Source organism: Flavobacterium inviolabile (genome assembly GCF_013389455.1).
In the GTDB taxonomy this organism is placed as follows: Bacteria; Bacteroidota; Bacteroidia; order Flavobacteriales; family Flavobacteriaceae; genus Flavobacterium; species Flavobacterium inviolabile.
Genome location: NZ_CP058278.1, coordinates 962,582 through 980,282 on the forward strand (window position 1 = coordinate 962,582; position 17,701 = coordinate 980,282).

General features: G+C 40.7%; 15 protein-coding genes. 6 read left to right on the forward strand and 9 right to left on the reverse strand.

What is annotated here, in order from left to right; genetic code table 11:
* The first annotated feature begins 38 nt into the window (after window positions 1-38).
* Window positions 39-1,073 (forward strand): NADP(H)-dependent aldo-keto reductase, encoded by a 1,035-nt coding sequence (locus tag HW120_RS04405; RefSeq protein WP_177731209.1) that lies wholly within the window; start codon window positions 39-41, stop codon window positions 1,071-1,073.
* A 3-nt stretch (window positions 1,074-1,076) separates the two neighbouring features.
* Here the strand turns inward: HW120_RS04405 and HW120_RS04410 are convergent, their stop codons facing one another.
* Window positions 1,077-2,444 carry a PQQ-dependent sugar dehydrogenase gene (locus tag HW120_RS04410; RefSeq protein ID WP_177731211.1) on the reverse strand — a complete coding sequence of 456 codons (1,368 nt, stop codon included), beginning with the start codon at window positions 2,442-2,444 and terminating at the stop codon, window positions 1,077-1,079.
* 356 nt (window positions 2,445-2,800) lie between these two features.
* On the opposite strand from HW120_RS04410, the gene HW120_RS04415 reads away from it, so the two are divergent.
* The 3 genes from HW120_RS04415 (at window position 2,801) to HW120_RS04425 (ending at window position 5,696) form a co-directional block, all read left to right on the forward strand.
* A complete protein-coding gene (locus tag HW120_RS04415; protein ID WP_177731213.1) occupies window positions 2,801-4,501 on the forward strand; it encodes a T6SS effector amidase Tae4 family protein in 1,701 nt (566 codons plus the stop codon).
* Window positions 4,502-4,508: 7 nt separating this feature from the next.
* Entirely contained in the window at window positions 4,509-4,916 is a 408-nt protein-coding gene (locus tag HW120_RS04420) for a hypothetical protein (RefSeq protein ID WP_177731215.1), read from the forward strand.
* Window positions 4,917-5,087: 171 nt separating this feature from the next.
* A complete protein-coding gene (locus HW120_RS04425) occupies window positions 5,088-5,696 on the forward strand; it encodes a hypothetical protein (RefSeq protein ID WP_177731217.1) in 609 nt (202 codons plus the stop codon).
* 38 nt (window positions 5,697-5,734) lie between these two features.
* Here the strand turns inward: HW120_RS04425 and HW120_RS04430 are convergent, their stop codons facing one another.
* The 4 genes from HW120_RS04430 to HW120_RS04445 all read right to left on the reverse strand — a co-directional run bounded on the left by HW120_RS04430 (window position 5,735) and on the right by HW120_RS04445 (window position 10,916).
* Window positions 5,735-7,351 (reverse strand): DUF4139 domain-containing protein, encoded by a 1,617-nt coding sequence (locus HW120_RS04430; protein WP_177731219.1) that lies wholly within the window; start codon window positions 7,349-7,351, stop codon window positions 5,735-5,737.
* A gap of 39 nt (window positions 7,352-7,390) precedes the next feature.
* Window positions 7,391-8,536 carry a VWA domain-containing protein gene (locus HW120_RS04435; protein WP_177731221.1) on the reverse strand — a complete coding sequence of 382 codons (1,146 nt, stop codon included), beginning with the start codon at window positions 8,534-8,536 and terminating at the stop codon, window positions 7,391-7,393.
* Window positions 8,537-8,540: 4 nt separating this feature from the next.
* Window positions 8,541-9,845 (reverse strand): prenyltransferase/squalene oxidase repeat-containing protein, encoded by a 1,305-nt coding sequence (locus HW120_RS04440; RefSeq protein WP_177731223.1) that lies wholly within the window; start codon window positions 9,843-9,845, stop codon window positions 8,541-8,543.
* 105 nt (window positions 9,846-9,950) lie between these two features.
* A complete protein-coding gene (locus HW120_RS04445; RefSeq protein WP_246297034.1) occupies window positions 9,951-10,916 on the reverse strand; it encodes an SIMPL domain-containing protein in 966 nt (321 codons plus the stop codon).
* A 150-nt stretch (window positions 10,917-11,066) separates the two neighbouring features.
* Here HW120_RS04445 and HW120_RS04450 point away from each other — a divergent pair, with 150 nt between their 5' ends.
* Both HW120_RS04450 and HW120_RS04455 read left to right on the forward strand, forming a co-directional pair.
* Window positions 11,067-12,887, forward strand: coding sequence for a tetratricopeptide repeat-containing sensor histidine kinase (locus HW120_RS04450; RefSeq protein ID WP_177731225.1), 1,821 nt, complete (start codon window positions 11,067-11,069; stop codon window positions 12,885-12,887).
* On the forward strand, window positions 12,887-13,639 hold the full coding sequence (locus tag HW120_RS04455) for a LytR/AlgR family response regulator transcription factor (protein ID WP_218618746.1): 753 nt from the start codon (window positions 12,887-12,889) through the stop codon (window positions 13,637-13,639). The genes HW120_RS04450 and HW120_RS04455 overlap by 1 nt, the downstream gene beginning before the upstream one ends.
* 2 nt (window positions 13,640-13,641) lie before the next feature.
* On the opposite strand, the gene HW120_RS04460 is transcribed toward HW120_RS04455, so the two are convergent.
* The 4 genes from HW120_RS04460 to HW120_RS04475 all read right to left on the reverse strand — a co-directional run bounded on the left by HW120_RS04460 (window position 13,642) and on the right by HW120_RS04475 (window position 17,698).
* Window positions 13,642-15,600: a transglycosylase domain-containing protein gene (locus tag HW120_RS04460; protein WP_177731230.1), complete on the reverse strand. Its 1,959-nt coding sequence runs from the start codon at window positions 15,598-15,600 to the stop codon at window positions 13,642-13,644.
* A gap of 119 nt (window positions 15,601-15,719) precedes the next feature.
* On the reverse strand, window positions 15,720-16,262 hold the full coding sequence (locus HW120_RS04465; protein WP_177731232.1) for a YbhB/YbcL family Raf kinase inhibitor-like protein: 543 nt from the start codon (window positions 16,260-16,262) through the stop codon (window positions 15,720-15,722).
* Between the two features lie 72 nt (window positions 16,263-16,334).
* Window positions 16,335-17,180 (reverse strand): helix-turn-helix domain-containing protein, encoded by an 846-nt coding sequence (locus tag HW120_RS04470; RefSeq protein ID WP_177731234.1) that lies wholly within the window; start codon window positions 17,178-17,180, stop codon window positions 16,335-16,337.
* Between the two features lie 5 nt (window positions 17,181-17,185).
* On the reverse strand, window positions 17,186-17,698 hold the full coding sequence (locus tag HW120_RS04475) for a hypothetical protein (RefSeq protein ID WP_177731236.1): 513 nt from the start codon (window positions 17,696-17,698) through the stop codon (window positions 17,186-17,188).
* Between the last annotated feature and the right edge of the window lie 3 nt (window positions 17,699-17,701).

Sequence of the window (17,701 nt, forward strand, 5' to 3'; positions counted from 1 at the left end):
TACTTTTGAAACCCATAATTTTCGATACATTTTACAAAATGAAATATACGACATTACCCCATACCGATGTGAAAGTCAGTAGTATCTGTCTGGGAACCATGACTTTTGGCGAACAGAATACCGAAGCGGAAGCTCATGAACAACTGGATTTTGCCCTGGATAAGGGAATCAATTTTCTGGATACTGCCGAAATGTATCCGGTAGCCGCACGCCAGGAAACAACCGGAAGAACGGAACGTTATATCGGAAGCTGGCTGCAAAAAAACGGAAACCGCGATAAAGTAGTGATTGCAACCAAAATTGCCGGTCCAAACCGCGGCATGGAATACCTGAGAGATGATCTGAGTTTTACTCCTGCAAATATCCGGCAGGCTTTGGAGAAAAGCCTGACCCAGCTGCGAACGGATTATATCGATTTGTACCAGCTGCATTGGCCGGAACGGAAATCGAATATGTTCGGACAACGGGGTTTTACCATTCAGGACGATGCCTGGGAAGATAATTTTAAGGCTGTTCTGGAAACATTTGATGCTTTGATCAAAGAAGGGAAGATCCGCCATATCGGAGTGTCTAACGAAACACCGTGGGGCGTAATGCGTTTTCTGGAAGAAAGCAAGCAGCATGGCTTACCGCGTATTAAAACGATACAAAATCCGTATTCCTTACTGAACCGGACGTTCGAAGTAGGCTTGTCGGAAACCTGTTATCGCGAAAAAGTAGGTTTGTTGGCCTATTCTCCTTTGGGATTCGGAACGCTGACCGGGAAGTTTTTAACCGGGGAACATCCGAATGCACGAATTAAGTTATTCCCGCGATTCTCGCGTTATTCCAGTGCACAATCCACAAATGCGGTACGAAAATACCAGGAAGTTGCGCATTCCTTTGGGCTGACGTTAACCGAAATGGCTCTGGCTTTTGTGCAGCAGCAGCAATTTGTGACAGCGACCATTATAGGAGCGACGAATTTGGAACAACTGGATGAAAATATTAAAACGCATAGCATTACCCTTACGGATGAAATGATCAAAGCGATTAACTATATTCAGGAGCTAATTCCAAATCCGGCGCCGTAAAAATTACTCTATAGCCAATTTATGGGTGGCGGTGTTGCCGTTATTATCCATAATGTGTAAAAGATACAAACCTGTAGCCAGATGCGATGTTTTAATCGTGTTTAGCTCCGGGTTTTGTGTTTTCTGGAAAGCAACCTGTTTTCCGTTCATGTCAAAAACCGTTACTTCCGTAGGGAAATTGCTTCCGGATGATTTGATGTTTATTTCGGCTCTGGCCGGATTAGGATAAACGGTAAAAGCCGTTTTGCTGAAATCGGATGTGCCTAAAGAACTGTCCTTGATTTTATAGATGGTTCCGTTGTTAATGGAGCCCACATACAATTCGCCGTTATTATCCTCACCAAAAGTCACAAAGCTGTTTCCGCTGAAATTGGCCGAATATGTGATGTTTCCGGAGTTGTCAACCATTCCTATTTTGGACGCGCAGTAATCCGTGAAAAAATACTTGTTCTGGAAGTTCGGATACGTGGTTCCGGTATAGACATAACCACCCGTTATCGAGCAGTTTCCGGCAGAGTGTGTGGTTACTGCTAACGGGAAAGTCATCGTGGATTGTGCCGCACAACCGGTGGCATTATAAGCGGCGTTGCCTTCATAACAGCGCCAGCCGTAATTTAATCCGGCCTGAGTGGAACTTACTTTGTTGATCTCTTCAAAATTATTCTGACCTACATCGGCAATCCACAAATCGCCATTGCTTCGGTTAAACGAAAATTTCCAGGGATTTCGGACACCGATTGCCCAGATCTCGTCGGCACCGGCAATACCCACATAAGGATTGTTCGCCGGGATGCCATAAGGCGTGCCGTTGTTAACGTCAATGCGAAGCATTTTTCCCAATAATTCATTGATGTTCTGTGCGCGGTTTTCCGGATCACCGCCGCTTCCGCCATCGCCCATACCGATATAGAGGTATCCGTCCGGACCAAATTTAACAGAACCGCCATTGTGGTTGGAATACGGCTGTGTAATCGTCAGCAGTATGCTGGCACTCGAAGCATTGGCAACATCGGGATTGCCGCTGTTCACGCTATAACGGGAAATAACCGTATTGCCAGCCGTGTTCGTATAATTCACATAGAAAAACCCGTTCGTGCTGTAATTTGGGTGAAAGGCAAGTCCTAATAGTCCGCGTTCGCCACCGGAACTAATAATGCCGGAAAGATTAAGGAAAGGCGTTGGGTTAACGGTTCCGTTAGCATTTAATATTTTAATGGCACCGCCTCTTTCTACGACAAAGAGACGGGTGTCACCGGCATGGGTGATTTCTACAGGGCTTGAAAATCCGGTTCCGAAACTTTCCAGAGCGACTGTTTGGGAAAAACAGATGCCCGTGACAAGTAACATAAGGGGAAGTAATGCTTTTTTCATAGGTTATGTTGTTAAGTTGGTTGTAGTAAATTTAGTAAAAAATAATTAGGAAGCTGTGCAACTGTTTAATTTTGAGTGTTGTAATTAGAATGCTATGGTCGGTAATTGTTGGCTGTTCATCGGATTTCAGGAGCTTTATCGGTATATCAACGGGGTTACTTTTTTAGGTTATTGCAAAAAAAATAAACAAATGGTTATGGGGTAAAGCTAAAGTGTTTTTTAAAACAAAAAGTTGTATAGTGTTGTTTTTTAATGTTTTATGCTTGTTTTTTAAAAGTGTTTTATTTATGTTTACAGAATAGATGCCCTCCAAGTAATAATTTTAAAGCAGGTTTGTAGCATTACAATTTGCTTTATTGAACTTTAGAATATACGCCATGCTACAGAAAATGAAAGAATTAGGAGTACTCTTCTCCTTGTGTTTTGTATGTGTCTTTTCCGGATGTGAAAAAGATACTTTTGAGGAAACCTTTGAAAAGAAAGGAAATCCGCTTACGATTAAAAAGCTACCTTTTGAATCGTTGAAAAACAATCCCGCCCTATTACATAAACTGGAGCAGCTCAATGCAAAAAAAGCAGCTTTTTTGGGAAAAACGGTAACCGACCCGGTCCATAATTTTTCCTTTGACACCGAAGACGTAACGTATATTGAAAATGGAAGCCAGCATTCGTATACTTTCCCGATTGTAAGAACGGTACCCGGTTTATATGTGGAAAATCTGGTGTTAAACAGGGAAGAAGACGGTGTTTACCATGCTTATATTACAACATATAAACTAAGCCGGGAGCAGGTATTGCGGCTGGAGACTGTTGGCAGCCTGAATGATAAAATGACAATCCGGGCCTTACCGGATTTTGATATGGCTGTTTTAGGGAAAGGTAAATTAAAACCCTGCCATACATTGATAACGGTTCCGGCGGCCTGGAACGAACAAGGGCAGGTTACCCATAGCGAGCTTATTGAATTAATCGATAAGGATTGTATCGACCAGCTCAATAGCGGCGGACAAACAAGTACCGGTGATGGGAATTCCGGTAATGGAGGCGCTTCAGATGGCGGTTGGGGCGGCTGGATGGGAACCGGCTATGACACTGGTGTTTATGATCCGCCGGGAACTGATACCGGTAATGATACCGGAGCTGAAGGAAATGTTGGCCATGTAGGGGGAGGTGGTGCTGTTTATGGAGACGGTTCACCCGTTATTACCACTCCGGTAGTACCGATGACATTTACATCATTTATAAAAAATTTTAAACAGGGAGTGAGCCAGCTGGTTCCGGATCATCAATGGTGGAATACAACAAACGGGAAAAAGATAGTTCAATATTTACAGCATAATTTTAATAGCCAAACAGGATCCGTTGATTTTCAGGTGTCGGAGTTTGTGACTTGGGCTGTTGGGTATTTTAACCTGCATCCTGATGTAACTTGGGCACAGTTTGAGAATTGGTTTTTAATACCAAATGAAGGAAAGGATGGGGATTATGATAGTGAGTTTTGGGAAGATCCTAATCTTACTTTTCAACAGCAACAGTTGCCCTCATGGAATGACTTTAATTCTGCTTATTTAAGAAATCAAGATGGTACATGTATGACGGGCGCTGATAATGTATATGGATATATTGGAGGTGAAGTATGGGAAACTAGATTACAATATCCAAATGATACGGAGAATACTTGTGCCTTGAAAGTATCTAGAGCACTTAATTATTCAGGCATTATGATACCTCAACTTCTTAAACCAAATGGATTAAAACTAACTGTTAAAGGAGCTGACGGTAAATATTATTTTTTGAATGCTAAGGCATTATATTCTTGGATGAAGAAAACTTTTGGGACACCCAATTTACATTTAAATACGGTACAAGGAGGAGCCTATGGTCAGAATTTTTCACAACATTTGACTCCAAATAAAGGTATTTATATAATGTTGCCTATAAATCCAAGTTTATTTGGAGCATCGGGACATTGTGATATATTTGATGGAATTAATTGTGGAAATAGTTGCTATTTTGGAAACAATGTACAAGAAATCAATTTATGGATATTAAACTAAGAATAAGATGAAAAAAACCGGAATATTTTTCCTGATTATATTAATGTTTTATGGGTGTTCTACTTTAAAACAGCATGAAAAGAAAGAGTATAAGGAACGTTTTAAAACGGAATTTCTTTGCCAATGTTTAAAATATGGTTTTAATGAATCAAAAGAAATAAAGAAATTATTAAAAGAGGATAAAAGTCTGGTTTTTGACGAACCATTTGATAAAAAACACGGGGCTATTGAAGAATTGGCAAAGTTAACATATCAAAAGATTCGTAAGGATTCTATAAATACAATAGGAAAAGTTGCGGAAGGAGCAGAAGGGAAAAAAGTTTTTCAACAATGTTTGAAGGTTTACAATAGTAAAAAAATAGATTCATTGGCGATTCTTTATTATAAAAAAAGGAATGATCAGCGTGATGAATAACGGCTTTGTAATTGTTAAACACATTGAGTTAGTTACAGTATTAGTTTTTAATAATATTGAAACCAAAGCAATACCATGAGAAAAAAGTCTTTCTTTTGATTTGAAACGACAATTGCTGATAAGGAATATTGACTTTGGTTATAAAGGAAAGAGTATTAAACTAAGAATAAGATGAAAAAAATATTGTGTTTTATATTTCTGCTAACGAGCTTGAGTACTTTTAAGATGACAGCCCAGATTATTGACAAGGATACCATTTTTTTACTAAATGAAAAATCACAAAAAGTATATATTGAACCCAATAAGAATTCAGAACACTATACTTTTTTTAAAACCTTTGAATCTGAAATAAAGACAAATAAAAAGAGTAGTAAAAACGAAAAATGGATTCCGATTTATAGTTATAATGGAGCATACTATCTCTATGTTCCCTGTGATTCCGGTTATAATAGAAAAATAGAATTGACAGAAAAAAAACTTACGGTTGAAGATTTTGAAAGTTCCGTTTATGAAATTAGAAAAATTAATAGTGCTTCAAAAGAGGTCTTCACCTTTTTATATGAAGACTATGGAGGGAACAAGGCATCTTTAGAATATACTATTTTTGACAAGCAAAAAGGGATAGCAATATTTAAGTTTGAAAACAGGTATAGTCTTATGATAAATGAAAAAAATCTTAAGGATTTTCCAATTATTGTTAACGAATGTAAGTTTGAAAAAGTGAAAGAATTTACGTTCGACGAACCGGATTATAAACAGCTTCTTAAACAAATAAAATAGCTTAAAAAAACAAAGCCCCTCAATTGAGGGGCTTTTGATTAAAGATTGCTCATTACTTTATCTTTCGGATATTTTACCACATAACTGATGCGGATTTTTTTGGTCTCATTCGGTTTTAAATTGAGCTCCCATGTTAGCAAACCACTTTCGGTATTAACTTTAGCACCGTCTTTTTGTTTGAGTTCAATCTCAATTTCCTTATCGGTACTTAACGGATACTGGTCTTCCAGTTTCATGACAATCGCTTCTTTTTTATTGTTGCGGATCGTAATGTCGTACGTAAATGTCTGCTCTTTTTTAGAAGACAGGAATTTGGTGCCGGATTTATCGGTTATTTTTTCTCTGGTAATAGACACTTTTTTATCACGTCCCATACTCAGGTTTAACGTGTCGGCCGTTTGTCCCGGGTTGATAATGGTTTTGCCCACATACATGCCTTCAAAAATAATATTTGCTTCTCCTTTTAACAGGTTGTATTTGCCATAATCGGTAATCTCTGCCAGCAGGAATGATTCTTTGTCAAATTTCGGTGCTGCATAATATTTGTAAGTAGCCGGCAATTGGATCTCTTTTAAAGCCACGCTGTGTACTTTGCCGTTCGATAAAATATCATACGGAATATCAATATCAAAAGAAATATTCAGCTGGTTCTCGTTGATCAAGGTGTAATCGGAAACAGAGCTGGCTACTGCAATCCCGGAAACTTTACCTCTTAGACTGGGAGCACTGGTTACCACAACTTCCTGTAATTCCTTACGGGCATAGTCAGCATTGTTGTATAGCGGTTGCTGGTACGCTAAAAACCACGGTCTGATTGTTGGCGCCTGATTGTTCTGGTTTGGCATACCGCTGGAAAGCGTTAATTTTACTTTTTTCCAGTCTACTCCTGTATTTTGAACAATCTGTGCCTTGTACATCATGTTTATAGGCGAGGTTACATTATCGGCTCTCAGGTCATAAAAAGGAACCCAGCGTGCATTATTGGTAAGATAGGAAATTTCAAGCGGAATGTTTCCTGCTGTCTGATTCATGACCTGTAAAACCAGTTTCCCGCTTGCATTTTTCTCTTCCTTATTGGTGTTAATTTCCAGCTTACTGTTGAGTTTCGTTAGCAGCGCATTGAGGTTTTTCTCTTTTTCGGTAATCGCATTTACAGAATTGCTGATCTCTGTTCGCTTTGATTTGTAATACTCTACCATTTTCATTAATTCAGACACGTTTAACCCGGAATTCTGTCCGTAAATCTGCTGGTTTTTATCCAGCATCTCAATGGTCTTGATTTCTGAAATTTTAATGTTGGCAAGCCTCTCCAGATCTTTCTGAACCAGTTTGATACTGTCTCTTACTTTTTTGATAGCTGGTGAACTTTCGTCCAGATCGTATTCGGAGATATAATCATTGGTAAATTGCGTAGACAAAACGGTTACGGTTGAAGGAGCGCCTATCTGTACGGAATTTTCATTCAGGTAATTGGCGATGTTTTTAATGACAATCTCATGGGTTCCGGCAGGAATATTCACGGTCGCCGATTGTGCAATTTCGGCTGCGTTAAAATATACTGTTACGTCTTTTACTTTGGCGGTGGTAAATACCGGTTTTTGCGCCAGCGCAATACCGGGAATGGCAAATAATAAGGTGATGATGAACTTTTTCATTGTCAATGTTTTTATGATGATAAATATAGGATTTTACTTTTATTTCTCGACAGTATATCCTTTTGCTTTGGCATAGGCCGTAATGGAACTATTAATGGCATTTCCCAGATCGTCCTGCGATTTTGTTTTTTTATTTTCGGTATCAATATACTCCTGGCGTTTTTTAGCAAGCTGTGCGATTTCCTGCTGAATGCTCTCGCGTTCCTTTGTTTTTGCCTCAATAAGGGTTTTTAGCTCTGCCTTGCTTTTGTTTTGCAATTCTTTGGGCAGTTCTTCTTTCCTGATTTTGGCGATGGCATCTTTGTCTTCTTTTACCTTGTCAACCAGATCCCAGCTTTCGTTTTTATAAATGGCTTTCGATTTGCTAACGGCACGTTCGGCATAGTTGGCAGCCGATACGCTTTCGGCATTTTTATCCTGTACTTCCTGATTCATCTTTTTTGCCCGTCCGCTGGCACCATAACCAATATAAGTAGCATTGATACGACTGCTGCAATCGGCTATTTTGGCATCATAAGGAGTCAGAATGTACTGCACTGCCAGGTTGGAGTTGATATTGAAATATTTCCCTTTTCCTGTTTCGGCACCGTTTTTCCATAAGGAGCTGATACCTTCGTCATAATCACCACAGAAAATAGTGTTCACATAAATGTCCTTTTTCAACGCATCACTAATGGCTTCCTTATAAGAAATACTGCCCTGATCAAAAGCCTCATTTCCGGCAATATAAATAAGCTTCATGCTGTTGGTGTCGGTCTTCCATTGCAATTGTCTGGTCGCGTCCTGAATAACGGCGCCGCAATATTCAGCACCGCCGTTTGTACGTAAGGAAAACAGCTTTTCCGAAATCAGGTCCAGATCTGTCGAGAGCGGTGTCACCTGGCGGATATAATTAGCGGTCTGGGACAACCCGTTGTTGCCGTATTCGTACAGCGCAATTTCAATATCGGGTGTTTTGCCATTGTATTTTAAAGTAGTCAGTGTGTTAACGATATTCCAGAGGCGGGATTTAGCTTGGTCGATCAAGCCATCCATGCTATTGGAAGTATCCAGCAAAAGTGCTACCTGAATTTTGGTGTTTTCTGCTTTATGAATTGCCGCCGTTTGCGGATTAACGGTCGTTGCGGTATGGGCAAACGAAAAAACGGTTGCCAGAAGTGCTGCGGTTAGGAATGTTGCTTTCATGATATTATTGCTGTAATAATTTAATATCGTTTTCTATTGTCAGGATCAAAAGACAGGTTGCAGTACAGAAAACCGGACTGGTAATGCAGTGGTGCCCGTTCCAGCTTCCGTTTTGGTTTTGGATTTTTAGAATTTTCCCGCCCACATTATCATACCAGTTTTTCCAGTCGCTGTCTTTTTTAACCAGCATGGATTCCCCGGTTTGTAAAAAGCTCATGAATTCTTCGCCGCCATTGTTGCCAAAACCGTTCATTACCTGGTTGTCCATTGCCTGTACTTTTGCAGCTTTATAAACCTTAGCTGCTGCGGCATAAGAAAGTGCTTTATCCTTATTAACCCCTATTTTTTCAAGATTCTGGGTGTTCAGTTCCGCCTTTTTGCTGATTTTACCTTCGGCTTTGGCCTTTTCAAATAATTCTTCGGCTTCTTTGGCTTCCGAAGCACTGCCTCTCACCGAACTACTCACGGCATATAGCACGATTCCGGCACCGTCTTCTGTTTTAGCGGTATTGTTTTCGGCATCATAATTACCTTTCTGGTAATTCCGGGCAGCAGTCATTTTATCCGGGTCTACTTTTATATTCTTGTTTTTGGAAGCCTGCTCCAAAGCAGCATTGGCAAAAGAAGACTGTAAAACACCTGCCCAGCCGGCACCGGAAACTTTTCCGTTTGCATCATATGATTTCTCTATTTTGCCAACACAAATCTGGATGGCATTTTCTACCCGTTTGGTCAGCGCTTTATCGGATACTGTAGGAACCAGCTGGTTCAGGAACTGTAAGGTTAAAACGGCATCAATGTTTGCTCCTAATTTTTGCTGGATCTGAGTGCCGCGAACCGGAGTTATGAATTCTTTATTTTTATTTTCTTCAACCTGATGCAGTAAATAATTCAAAGCCGCCGTTAGCTGTTGTTTGTACCTTCCTTTCTCAATACTAAAACCCATCCGGTACAGACTCATCGCAGCCATAGCTGTTGTTGCCGGGTCGGAACTAACGGCATGCGGATTCATTTCGCCCTGGTTGCTGTGGGAACCGGCGCCCCAGCCGCCGTCTTTGTTTTGTGCTTCCGCTAGCCATTTTTCCCCTTTGTCAAGACTGGCTTTTAGTCCGGAAGCATTTTTGTAAACCGAATACCGGTCTACCGGCTGTTCTCCCATAACCGACATGAAAACGCAGGGTTTTTCCGGTGTTGCGGTTTTGATGATCGGTGTAATCAATCCCGTATCGGGAGTGTTTTCAACTTTTAAGGCAACTCCCGTTAGCAGAACAGAAGCGGTCAATGCTATTACAATGTTTTCAGCTTTCATGTTTTTTGATTTTAAGATTACAGTTCAAAAGTATCAAGAGTAATCATGCGTTTTTTTCAGAATGGGTGAAACGGTATTTTAACTTGGTGAAAGGCCCGTTTGGGATTAATGGGTTTGTTTTGAGGTATTCAGATTCAGGGTTTTCAAATCACCGTTAGGCGTAATCAGTATAAACTCTTTGTCTGTTTTTGAAGCCGGTTTCTTTTCCCGGTTAATGGCCATTTTGATTTCATATTGCACCTGAATTACCGGTTCGAGTACTGTAGCATTAATGACAAAATCAAATTCCTTGTTGAAAACCGGCTGGTAGAATAGCGTAGTGGATTTACCGGCCTGGTTGATATTGGCGGCTCTCTTTAAGTTAAGGGAAGAACTGTTATAGGCTTCATAGGATTTATACATTTCCACGGGTAATGTCACACTGTATCCGTCGGCAATCTTTTTCTCCACATTGCCGAAAGTCTCTCCCAGCAGCAGCTCATAGTTTTTAACCTTTTCCTGAACCAGCAGCTTTGCCCTGTTCATCATTTCTTTTTTAATGGTTTCCAGAGTGCTGGAAAAATAATCCACTCTAACCAGGTCATAAACCTCATGGTTGGACAATATGCTGATAAAATCATTCAGCTGATTCGGATCGGAAAATTTGATATGAATGTTCTTTTTCAGTTCAAAACCTGCCGGTATTTCATTGTAGGTTTTCCGGCTAAAGATTTTTTTCTCGACTTCATATTCATAAACGGGAACAAAAGAAATCATGTCTACAAAGGTTTCGACACCTTTTTTAAGCCTGATCTCCGCGAGGGACTGTGCAATCCGTTTGTCGATTAACTCGTTTACCTCCTGAGTGGTTTTGCCCGTTTGGGTGGTGCTGAAAATAGCCACATAGGCATCCGCTTTTACATTGGCAAGGCCTTTAACACTCACCATAACATCGGCATTGGAAGGAAAGCTGATGTTGATCGCATTGTCGGTAAAACGCACCTGGTTCTGATAATTGATATTCCCGGAAACCTGTCCGGCAGCTAATTGGCATAGGATTAGCATGACAAAAAGAGTAAAAGATTTTTTCATGATTGCGGTTTTAATTGTACGGGACAAATCTATTGATCGAAAAAACGTACTTTTGGTAGAAAGGGTGAACCGGTCTTTTGACTTGGTGAAAAGTATAGGAAAGCAATTTGAAATGAAGTTACTTTACACTCTGAAAATAACTTATTTGTAATGCGTATTTTATCAATTGGTTTCGGACTTCTTTTTTTAGTGTTGCTGTTTCCGCAAGGAATAACGGCGCAGCAGATTTCTACTGTAAATGCTAAAAAAAGTGCCAATGCCAAAATCAGCAAAGCAGCCGAAGAACTATCCAATTCACTGAATGAAAACGATGAGGTAAAAATTGCCGGCAGTTATGAAAAACTGGCGCAGGAATTTATTGATATAGCCGATTATACCAAAGGGGAGGAATACCTCAAAAAAGCATTGGAAAGCTATACCAGACTTAACCGGAAACCGGATCTGGCAAGAGTGACCCGAAGCCTGGCGCGGGTTCAGGAAAATCAGAGTAAATATAAGGATGCGATCCAGAACTACCAGATTGCCGGTGAAATCGCCACGGAAAAAAATCAGGAACTGGTTAATCAGAGTGATGCCAAACGACTAAAAAGTGCTGCGAATCCTGCGGCACAATACAATTATGTTAATGCCAAGATCCAGTTGCTTGAAAAAGAAAGCCGCAAAGAAGAAGTCGCGGATGCGTATGTGCAGAAGGCGGAAATGAATTTGCAGCAAAAAGATAAGGCGGAAGCGATTGAAAGTTACAACCAGGCAATTTCCTTTGCGAAAGACAAACCGGAAACGGTAATCAAGTTAAAAAATGAAATAGCCAAAGTGTACACGGCCGACAACCAGTTTGACGCAGCACTCGGAATCTCGGAAAAACTGCTGAAAGAAGCCCGGTCTAAAAAAGATTTTGATACCGAAATAGCCCAATTGCAATCGATAGCAACGATCTATTTTAAAAAGAAAGAACCGGAAAAAGCAGTAGCGCAGCTAAAAGCAGCTTATGAACTGGCCACACGGCAAGGTAAAACGGATGAGGTTAAAAAAAGCCTTTCCCAACTGCTGGATTACTATAAAAAAACAGGAAAAGACAAAGAAAGCATTCTGCTGTACGAACAGTTCTTCCGGAATTTTGAAAAACTTATTCATGCCGACAGTTCACTGGCGGATACCAAAAACTTCCAGGTGACAGAAGAAAAAATCCGGCAGCTTGAAAAGGAAAAAGTTTTAAAGGATGAACTGATCGCAAAGAAAAACACCTTTAACTATTTCCTGATCGGTTCGATTGTACTGCTGTTAGTGCTTTTCGGATTGATCATAAAAGCGCTGTATGCTATTAAAACCAAGAATAAGGAAATTGCGCTGCAGTCGCTGCGCCGGGAAATGAACCCGCATTTTATTTTTAACAGCCTGAACAGTGTGAACCAGTTTATTTCGCAAAACAGGGAGCTGGAAGCTAATAAATACCTGACGTCCTATTCGAACCTGATGCGGAACATGATGGAAAATTCCAATAAGGACTTTATTGCTTTGGGCAGTGAAGTCGAACAGCTTCGGAAATACCTGGATCTGGAACACATGCGTTTTGAAGATCAGTTTGACTACCAGATCACGGTGGATGACAATCTGGATGCCGAAACGATTTTGATCCCGAACATGATCATCCAGCCGCATCTTGAAAATGCAATCTGGCACGGACTGCGCTATAAAGAAGGAAAGGGATTGCTACAGCTGGGGTTTTACCTGAAAAACGGTACTGTAAGCGTGGTAATTGACGACAACGGTATCGGGTTAACCAAAAGTCAGGAACTCAAAACCAAAAACCAGAAAGTACACCAGTCCAGAGGGCTGACAAATACCAAAGAGCGGATCAGTTTGCTGAACGAACTGTATAAAAAAGAGATCACGCTATCGCTGCAGGAAAAACCGGAACCGGAAACCGGAACGATAGTAGTAATTAATTTTCCATTGATTGAAAGAATATGATGACTTTGCAAAAAATAAAAAGTGTTATCGTTGAAGACGAGTCGGCGGCAAGGGAAGTGCTTAAAAATTACCTGAGCAAATACTGTCCGCAGATTGAAGTTGTCGGGGAAGCCCAGAATATCAGAGAAGCCGTTCCGCTGCTTCATGAAATACGGCCGCAATTGGTTTTCCTGGATGTGGAAATGCCCTTCGGAAATGCTTTTGATGTATTGGAAGCCTGTAAAGAACTGCAGTTTGAAACCATTTTTGTCACTGCTTTCTCCGAGTATTCGTTAAAAGCACTCAATCAGAGTGCGGCGTATTATTTGCTGAAACCCATCAGTATTGAAGAACTGATCGTAGCGGTTAACAAAGTACAGCTGCAATTGCTCAATCAGGAGATCTTTAACCGCAACAAGATCATTGTGGAAAACTTCAGGGAACCCAATCCGGAACGGCAACAGGTTATTCTGCCCACGCTGGAAGGCTTTGAAGTGGCTAAAATGGAAGACATTGTCCGGCTGCGCGGGAACGGTAATTTTACCGATCTGTATTTACAGGATGGCAGTAAAAAAATGGTGTGCCGTTTTTTAAAACACTTTTCAGAGATTCTTCCTTTTCCGTTTTTACGGGTACATAAATCCCATATTATCAATGTGAACTTTGTGAAATCATACCACAAAGGAACAGGCGGCTATGTTACCTTGTTTGACGGTTCGGAAGTGGAAATCTCGCCTACTTACAAAGAGGAATTCCTTAAAAACTTCAAATAGATCTAGTAAACGATTTCCTTTATAAAAAGAGAATCGACAGGAATGCTGTCCTGTACTTTCAATTTCAGGAAAGAACGGGAACGTCCGGTTATCGTAAAAGGCATTTTGTAGCCAATGGTGTCTTCAGATTGCAAAACACCTCTGCGCAGCATCAGGTTCGTCAGGAAATTCTGGTGCTGGTTTGCAAAACCTTTCAAATGACCTTCGTTGTCAAACTGCCACATAAACTTTTTCGGTTTGGGAACAATACTCGCCAGGAACAAACATTCTTTAAGAGTCAGATCGGCCGGTCTTTTCTGGAAGTAAAATTGTGCGGCTTCTCCAATTCCGTATACATTCGGTCCCCATTCGATCACATTGAAATAGACTTCGAGCATACGCTGTTTGCTGGCAATGCGGTTGTTCTCCAGGATATAAACCAAAAGGATTTCCTCCAGTTTTCGCGACAATGTTTTTTCACGGGTCAGGAATACATTTTTAACCAGCTGCATACTGATGGTGCTGGCACCGCGGGCAAATTTTTTCGTACGGATATTTTTAACGATGGACTGTTTGAAGGCTTCGTTTATAAAGCCGCGATGGGACATAAACGAAGGATCTTCCGATGTCAGAACACTTTTTTGCAGGTAAGGGGATATCTGGTCTAAAGGCGTAAAATTCGGATTGGACGGGCCAACAACTATCGGGCGCTGCGGTACGCCGTTTTCCATAGCCCGATAGGTGAAAACACCATTTAGTTTGGCTAAATCGGCTTCTCCGTATTTGGTTATTTTCAGGTTCTCTTTGTTCAGCCTGCTGTCGAAAACAAGGGCATTCGGATTGTTTTTGTTGAACTGAAAATTCAGGTTATAATCAAAACTGCCTTCGGCTTCCATTCCTTCAAAATGGGTAAACAGCCCTTTTGGTAGTGAGGTGATAAAATCCTGGGCTTTCATTTTTGGAATAGCGACGCGCAAAGTATATACCGTGTCTTTTTCGGTGTTATATTCCATAAACGGCTGCACTTTTATAGCGTTTAGCTGCGCCCGGGAACTACTGTCGATAGCTACGAAATCACTTCCGAAAAGAAAGCGGTAATCCAGCCTCGCTTTTTCGATGACGACATCTTTTTTAGCAATTCGCGGATGATTGATCGTGAAATTGGTAATGGAAGTAAAACCGTCTACGTGCAGCTCGTTTCCTTCCATTTTTATTTTCTGTACATTCACGTGGATGCTGTCGAAACTTGACAGCAAATGGAAGCGCTCGTCTATATAGGGAACTTTTATTTTGGACGTGTCGCTGTTAAAGAAACGCAGGTCGGCCGTTTTGTTTCTCGGATCGGCAAGACCTTTTATCTTCCAGTTCTGTGAGAAAGTATTGGTCTGTACGGCTATGGAAGTTTGCAGCTGTTTTTCTTTCAGATCCAATTCGTTCATGTGCATGGTTACCTTTCTGCCCATATCGTCCATGCGTAACGAAAGATTTTGCAAGCGCATATTTGTGGGAACCAGATTGAGGGCTTTTGTGAGCAATCGGTAGGCGAGTTTCGCGTAATTTCTTTTTTCGTTATCGTTTTTGTCCTCTTTTTCTTTTTTGAGGAAGGCATCAAAATTGCGGCCGTTTTTGTTTTTAACCAGTTGGATAAAACCGTTATTCATTTCCAGTTGCTGCAATTGAATATCACCGGTTAATAATTGGAAAAGGCTGACTTTGGTTTTTATTTTTTCAACAGCGAGCAGGGTGTCCGCTTTTTTGGGAACTAAAACAATGTTTTGAAGGGACACACCGGTAAGGCCGTCAAAAGAAGCTCCTTTTATCGTCAGGACGCAATTGTATTCCGTGTCCAGTTTGGCTTCTGCTTTGGTAATTGCTTTCTGTAAAAGGGTATTACGAAAGATAAAAAGACCGGTAAATACGAGGGCAAAAAATAAAATAAAGCCTATAGAAAAGCGTATGATTTTTTGTCTTCTTGTGCTCATGCTTCTTCTTGTTTGTACAAAAATAGACTTTTTTAGAAAACCCGTTTTATAATACTATAGAAGAAAATGTTAATATCGTATAGTTTAGCAGAGGAAGTTACTCCTCTGCTGTTTATTTGCTAACGGTTGTAATAAGCGGTTATCGTTGTTTTGGCAAGGGTGTTGCTGTTGATGTAAAAACCTGCAATTGACGGATTGGTGTTTTTGTCCAGACCCAATGAAGCTGTTTTAAGGGCAAAAACAGTGATCTCATATTTATGCGGTTTGTCACCAACCGGCGGACACGGGCCTCCGTAGCCATAACTTCCGTAATCGTTGGTGCTTTGTATGGCTTCTTTGGGAAGCAGCAGCTTAGTAATATCGCCTGCTCCGGTTTTGATTTCTTTTGTAGTAGCGGGAAGATCAAACAGCACCCAGTGCGTCCAGCCTCTGCCGGTGGGAGCATCCGGATCATACATGATTACGGCAAAACTTTTGGTTCCTTCCGGGGCATTTTCCCAATGAAGTTCGGGGGAGCGATTTTCTCCGGTACAGCCAAAACCGTTAAAAACCTGTTTTTGGGTTGCCTGTCCCTGTAAATCGGTACTTTTTAAAGTAAAGGTTTGTGCGCTTGCCGAAAGCGATAGCAAAAGGCTTGCTGCGATGACATAAAGTGTTTTCATAAGAATTATTTTAGGTCAAAAGTAGTACGGACAGCTCTGTTAGCGCTATTTCCAAAAGACGTAAAAGTGTTGCTAAACGTCCAATTTATTATGCTGATACTGTTTCGGGGTCTGTCCGAATTTTTGTTTGAAGGCCTGGATAAAGCTGGATAAGCTCTGGTAACCGGTTTCAAGATATAGGTCATTTGCCCTGTATTCTGCCTGTAGGAGCTTTTGGGCGGCTGTTTCCAGTCGTTTTTCCTGCATCCACTTGATCGGGGAATTGTGGTAGATGGTTTTGAAATGGCGTTTGAAAGTTGAAACACTCATGTTGCACAAAAAAGCAAGCTCACTGATTTCAAGGTTGTTGTCTAAGTTATTGTGGATGATTTCCTGAATTTTTAGCTGCTGGCTTTTGTTTTGATTTTCCAGTAAATCAGCAACAGACAATCCTTTATTCTGAATAAAATAGAGCAGGATCTCTTCCATTTTTACTTTTTTTGCCAACACATCTGTCGGATCTATGTATGAAATGGATTTGAGAAAGTGCAGTATATATTCGTCGATGTCGCCTTTTAGTACAGCCGGTTGCTGCTGCGTTTTTGGAGCGGCTAATTGCGGGTATTTGAAGATAAATTCTGCCAGGAAATTATTGTCGAAAAATAAAAGCTGACTGCTGTATTCGTTTTCTAAAGTTGTCTTTTCGGACATCAAATAGTTTCCGGACTTCATAAACACATACTGCATGGATTCAATATGCTCTTTATAGTTTTCGTTATACAGCTGTTTTTGCCCCTTAAATAAAAAGCTGAACGTATTGTCTTTTAAAATAATCCTGCTTTTTTCGCATTCACTTGTGGTGTGGTAATGGTGCAGGAAAATACCGTCATTTGCGACAGGGTTTTTAAAAAAATCATCGGGTAGCAGGTATTGTTCCATGTTTTTCAGGTTAACGCAGCTAATAGCTGTTCGACTTCATTTTTCTGTTCGCTGTACTTTAGTTGTAATGCGGAGTTTTCGCCCATTCTGTTATAATATTCCAGGGCTTTACGGGCAAAGAATTTTTTGTGAAACGGCGATAATTCCGGAATCTGAGGGAAAAGGATGTGGAACAGCATTTCATAATAGGCCTGCCATTCGCGCTCGTTTTTATCGGTAACCGTGTTTTCTTTGGTCTTTTGCTGTACGTGAACCATTTCGTGTGCCAGTAAATTGAGCATCAGGACTAATGGAAATTCAAAAGTGTTTTCGGGAATCCGTATGAGCTGCGGTTCGCCAAACGAACCTTCGGTTGTCATCAGTATAAAATCGGGTCTGGCTTTTTCACGCAGTTCAAAGCCTTTGAAATTTGGGTTTTCCAGACCATATTCACGCAAAAGAAAATGAGCAGCGGCAATTGTGGCTCCTTCTTTATGAAGTGCATCAATGCGGAGTTGTATGGCTGCTAAAGATTTCATTCG

Coding starts and splice junctions, on each gene's coding strand:
- HW120_RS04475 (WP_177731236.1), bottom strand. CDS start 17,698: ATGAAATCTTTAGCAGCCATACAACTCCGCATTGATGCACTTCATAAA.
- HW120_RS04445 (WP_246297034.1), bottom strand. CDS start 10,916: ATGAAAAAATCTTTTACTCTTTTTGTCATGCTAATCCTATGCCAATTA.
- HW120_RS04420 (WP_177731215.1), top strand. CDS start 4,509: ATGAAAAAAACCGGAATATTTTTCCTGATTATATTAATGTTTTATGGG.
- HW120_RS04405 (WP_177731209.1), top strand. CDS start 39: ATGAAATATACGACATTACCCCATACCGATGTGAAAGTCAGTAGTATC.
- HW120_RS04460 (WP_177731230.1), bottom strand. CDS start 15,600: ATGAGCACAAGAAGACAAAAAATCATACGCTTTTCTATAGGCTTTATT.
- HW120_RS04450 (WP_177731225.1), top strand. CDS start 11,067: ATGCGTATTTTATCAATTGGTTTCGGACTTCTTTTTTTAGTGTTGCTG.
- HW120_RS04465 (WP_177731232.1), bottom strand. CDS start 16,262: ATGAAAACACTTTATGTCATCGCAGCAAGCCTTTTGCTATCGCTTTCG.
- HW120_RS04425 (WP_177731217.1), top strand. CDS start 5,088: ATGAAAAAAATATTGTGTTTTATATTTCTGCTAACGAGCTTGAGTACT.
- HW120_RS04430 (WP_177731219.1), bottom strand. CDS start 7,351: ATGAAAAAGTTCATCATCACCTTATTATTTGCCATTCCCGGTATTGCG.
- HW120_RS04440 (WP_177731223.1), bottom strand. CDS start 9,845: ATGAAAGCTGAAAACATTGTAATAGCATTGACCGCTTCTGTTCTGCTA.
- HW120_RS04410 (WP_177731211.1), bottom strand. CDS start 2,444: ATGAAAAAAGCATTACTTCCCCTTATGTTACTTGTCACGGGCATCTGT.
- HW120_RS04455 (WP_218618746.1), top strand. CDS start 12,887: ATGACTTTGCAAAAAATAAAAAGTGTTATCGTTGAAGACGAGTCGGCG.
- HW120_RS04435 (WP_177731221.1), bottom strand. CDS start 8,536: ATGAAAGCAACATTCCTAACCGCAGCACTTCTGGCAACCGTTTTTTCG.
- HW120_RS04470 (WP_177731234.1), bottom strand. CDS start 17,180: ATGGAACAATACCTGCTACCCGATGATTTTTTTAAAAACCCTGTCGCA.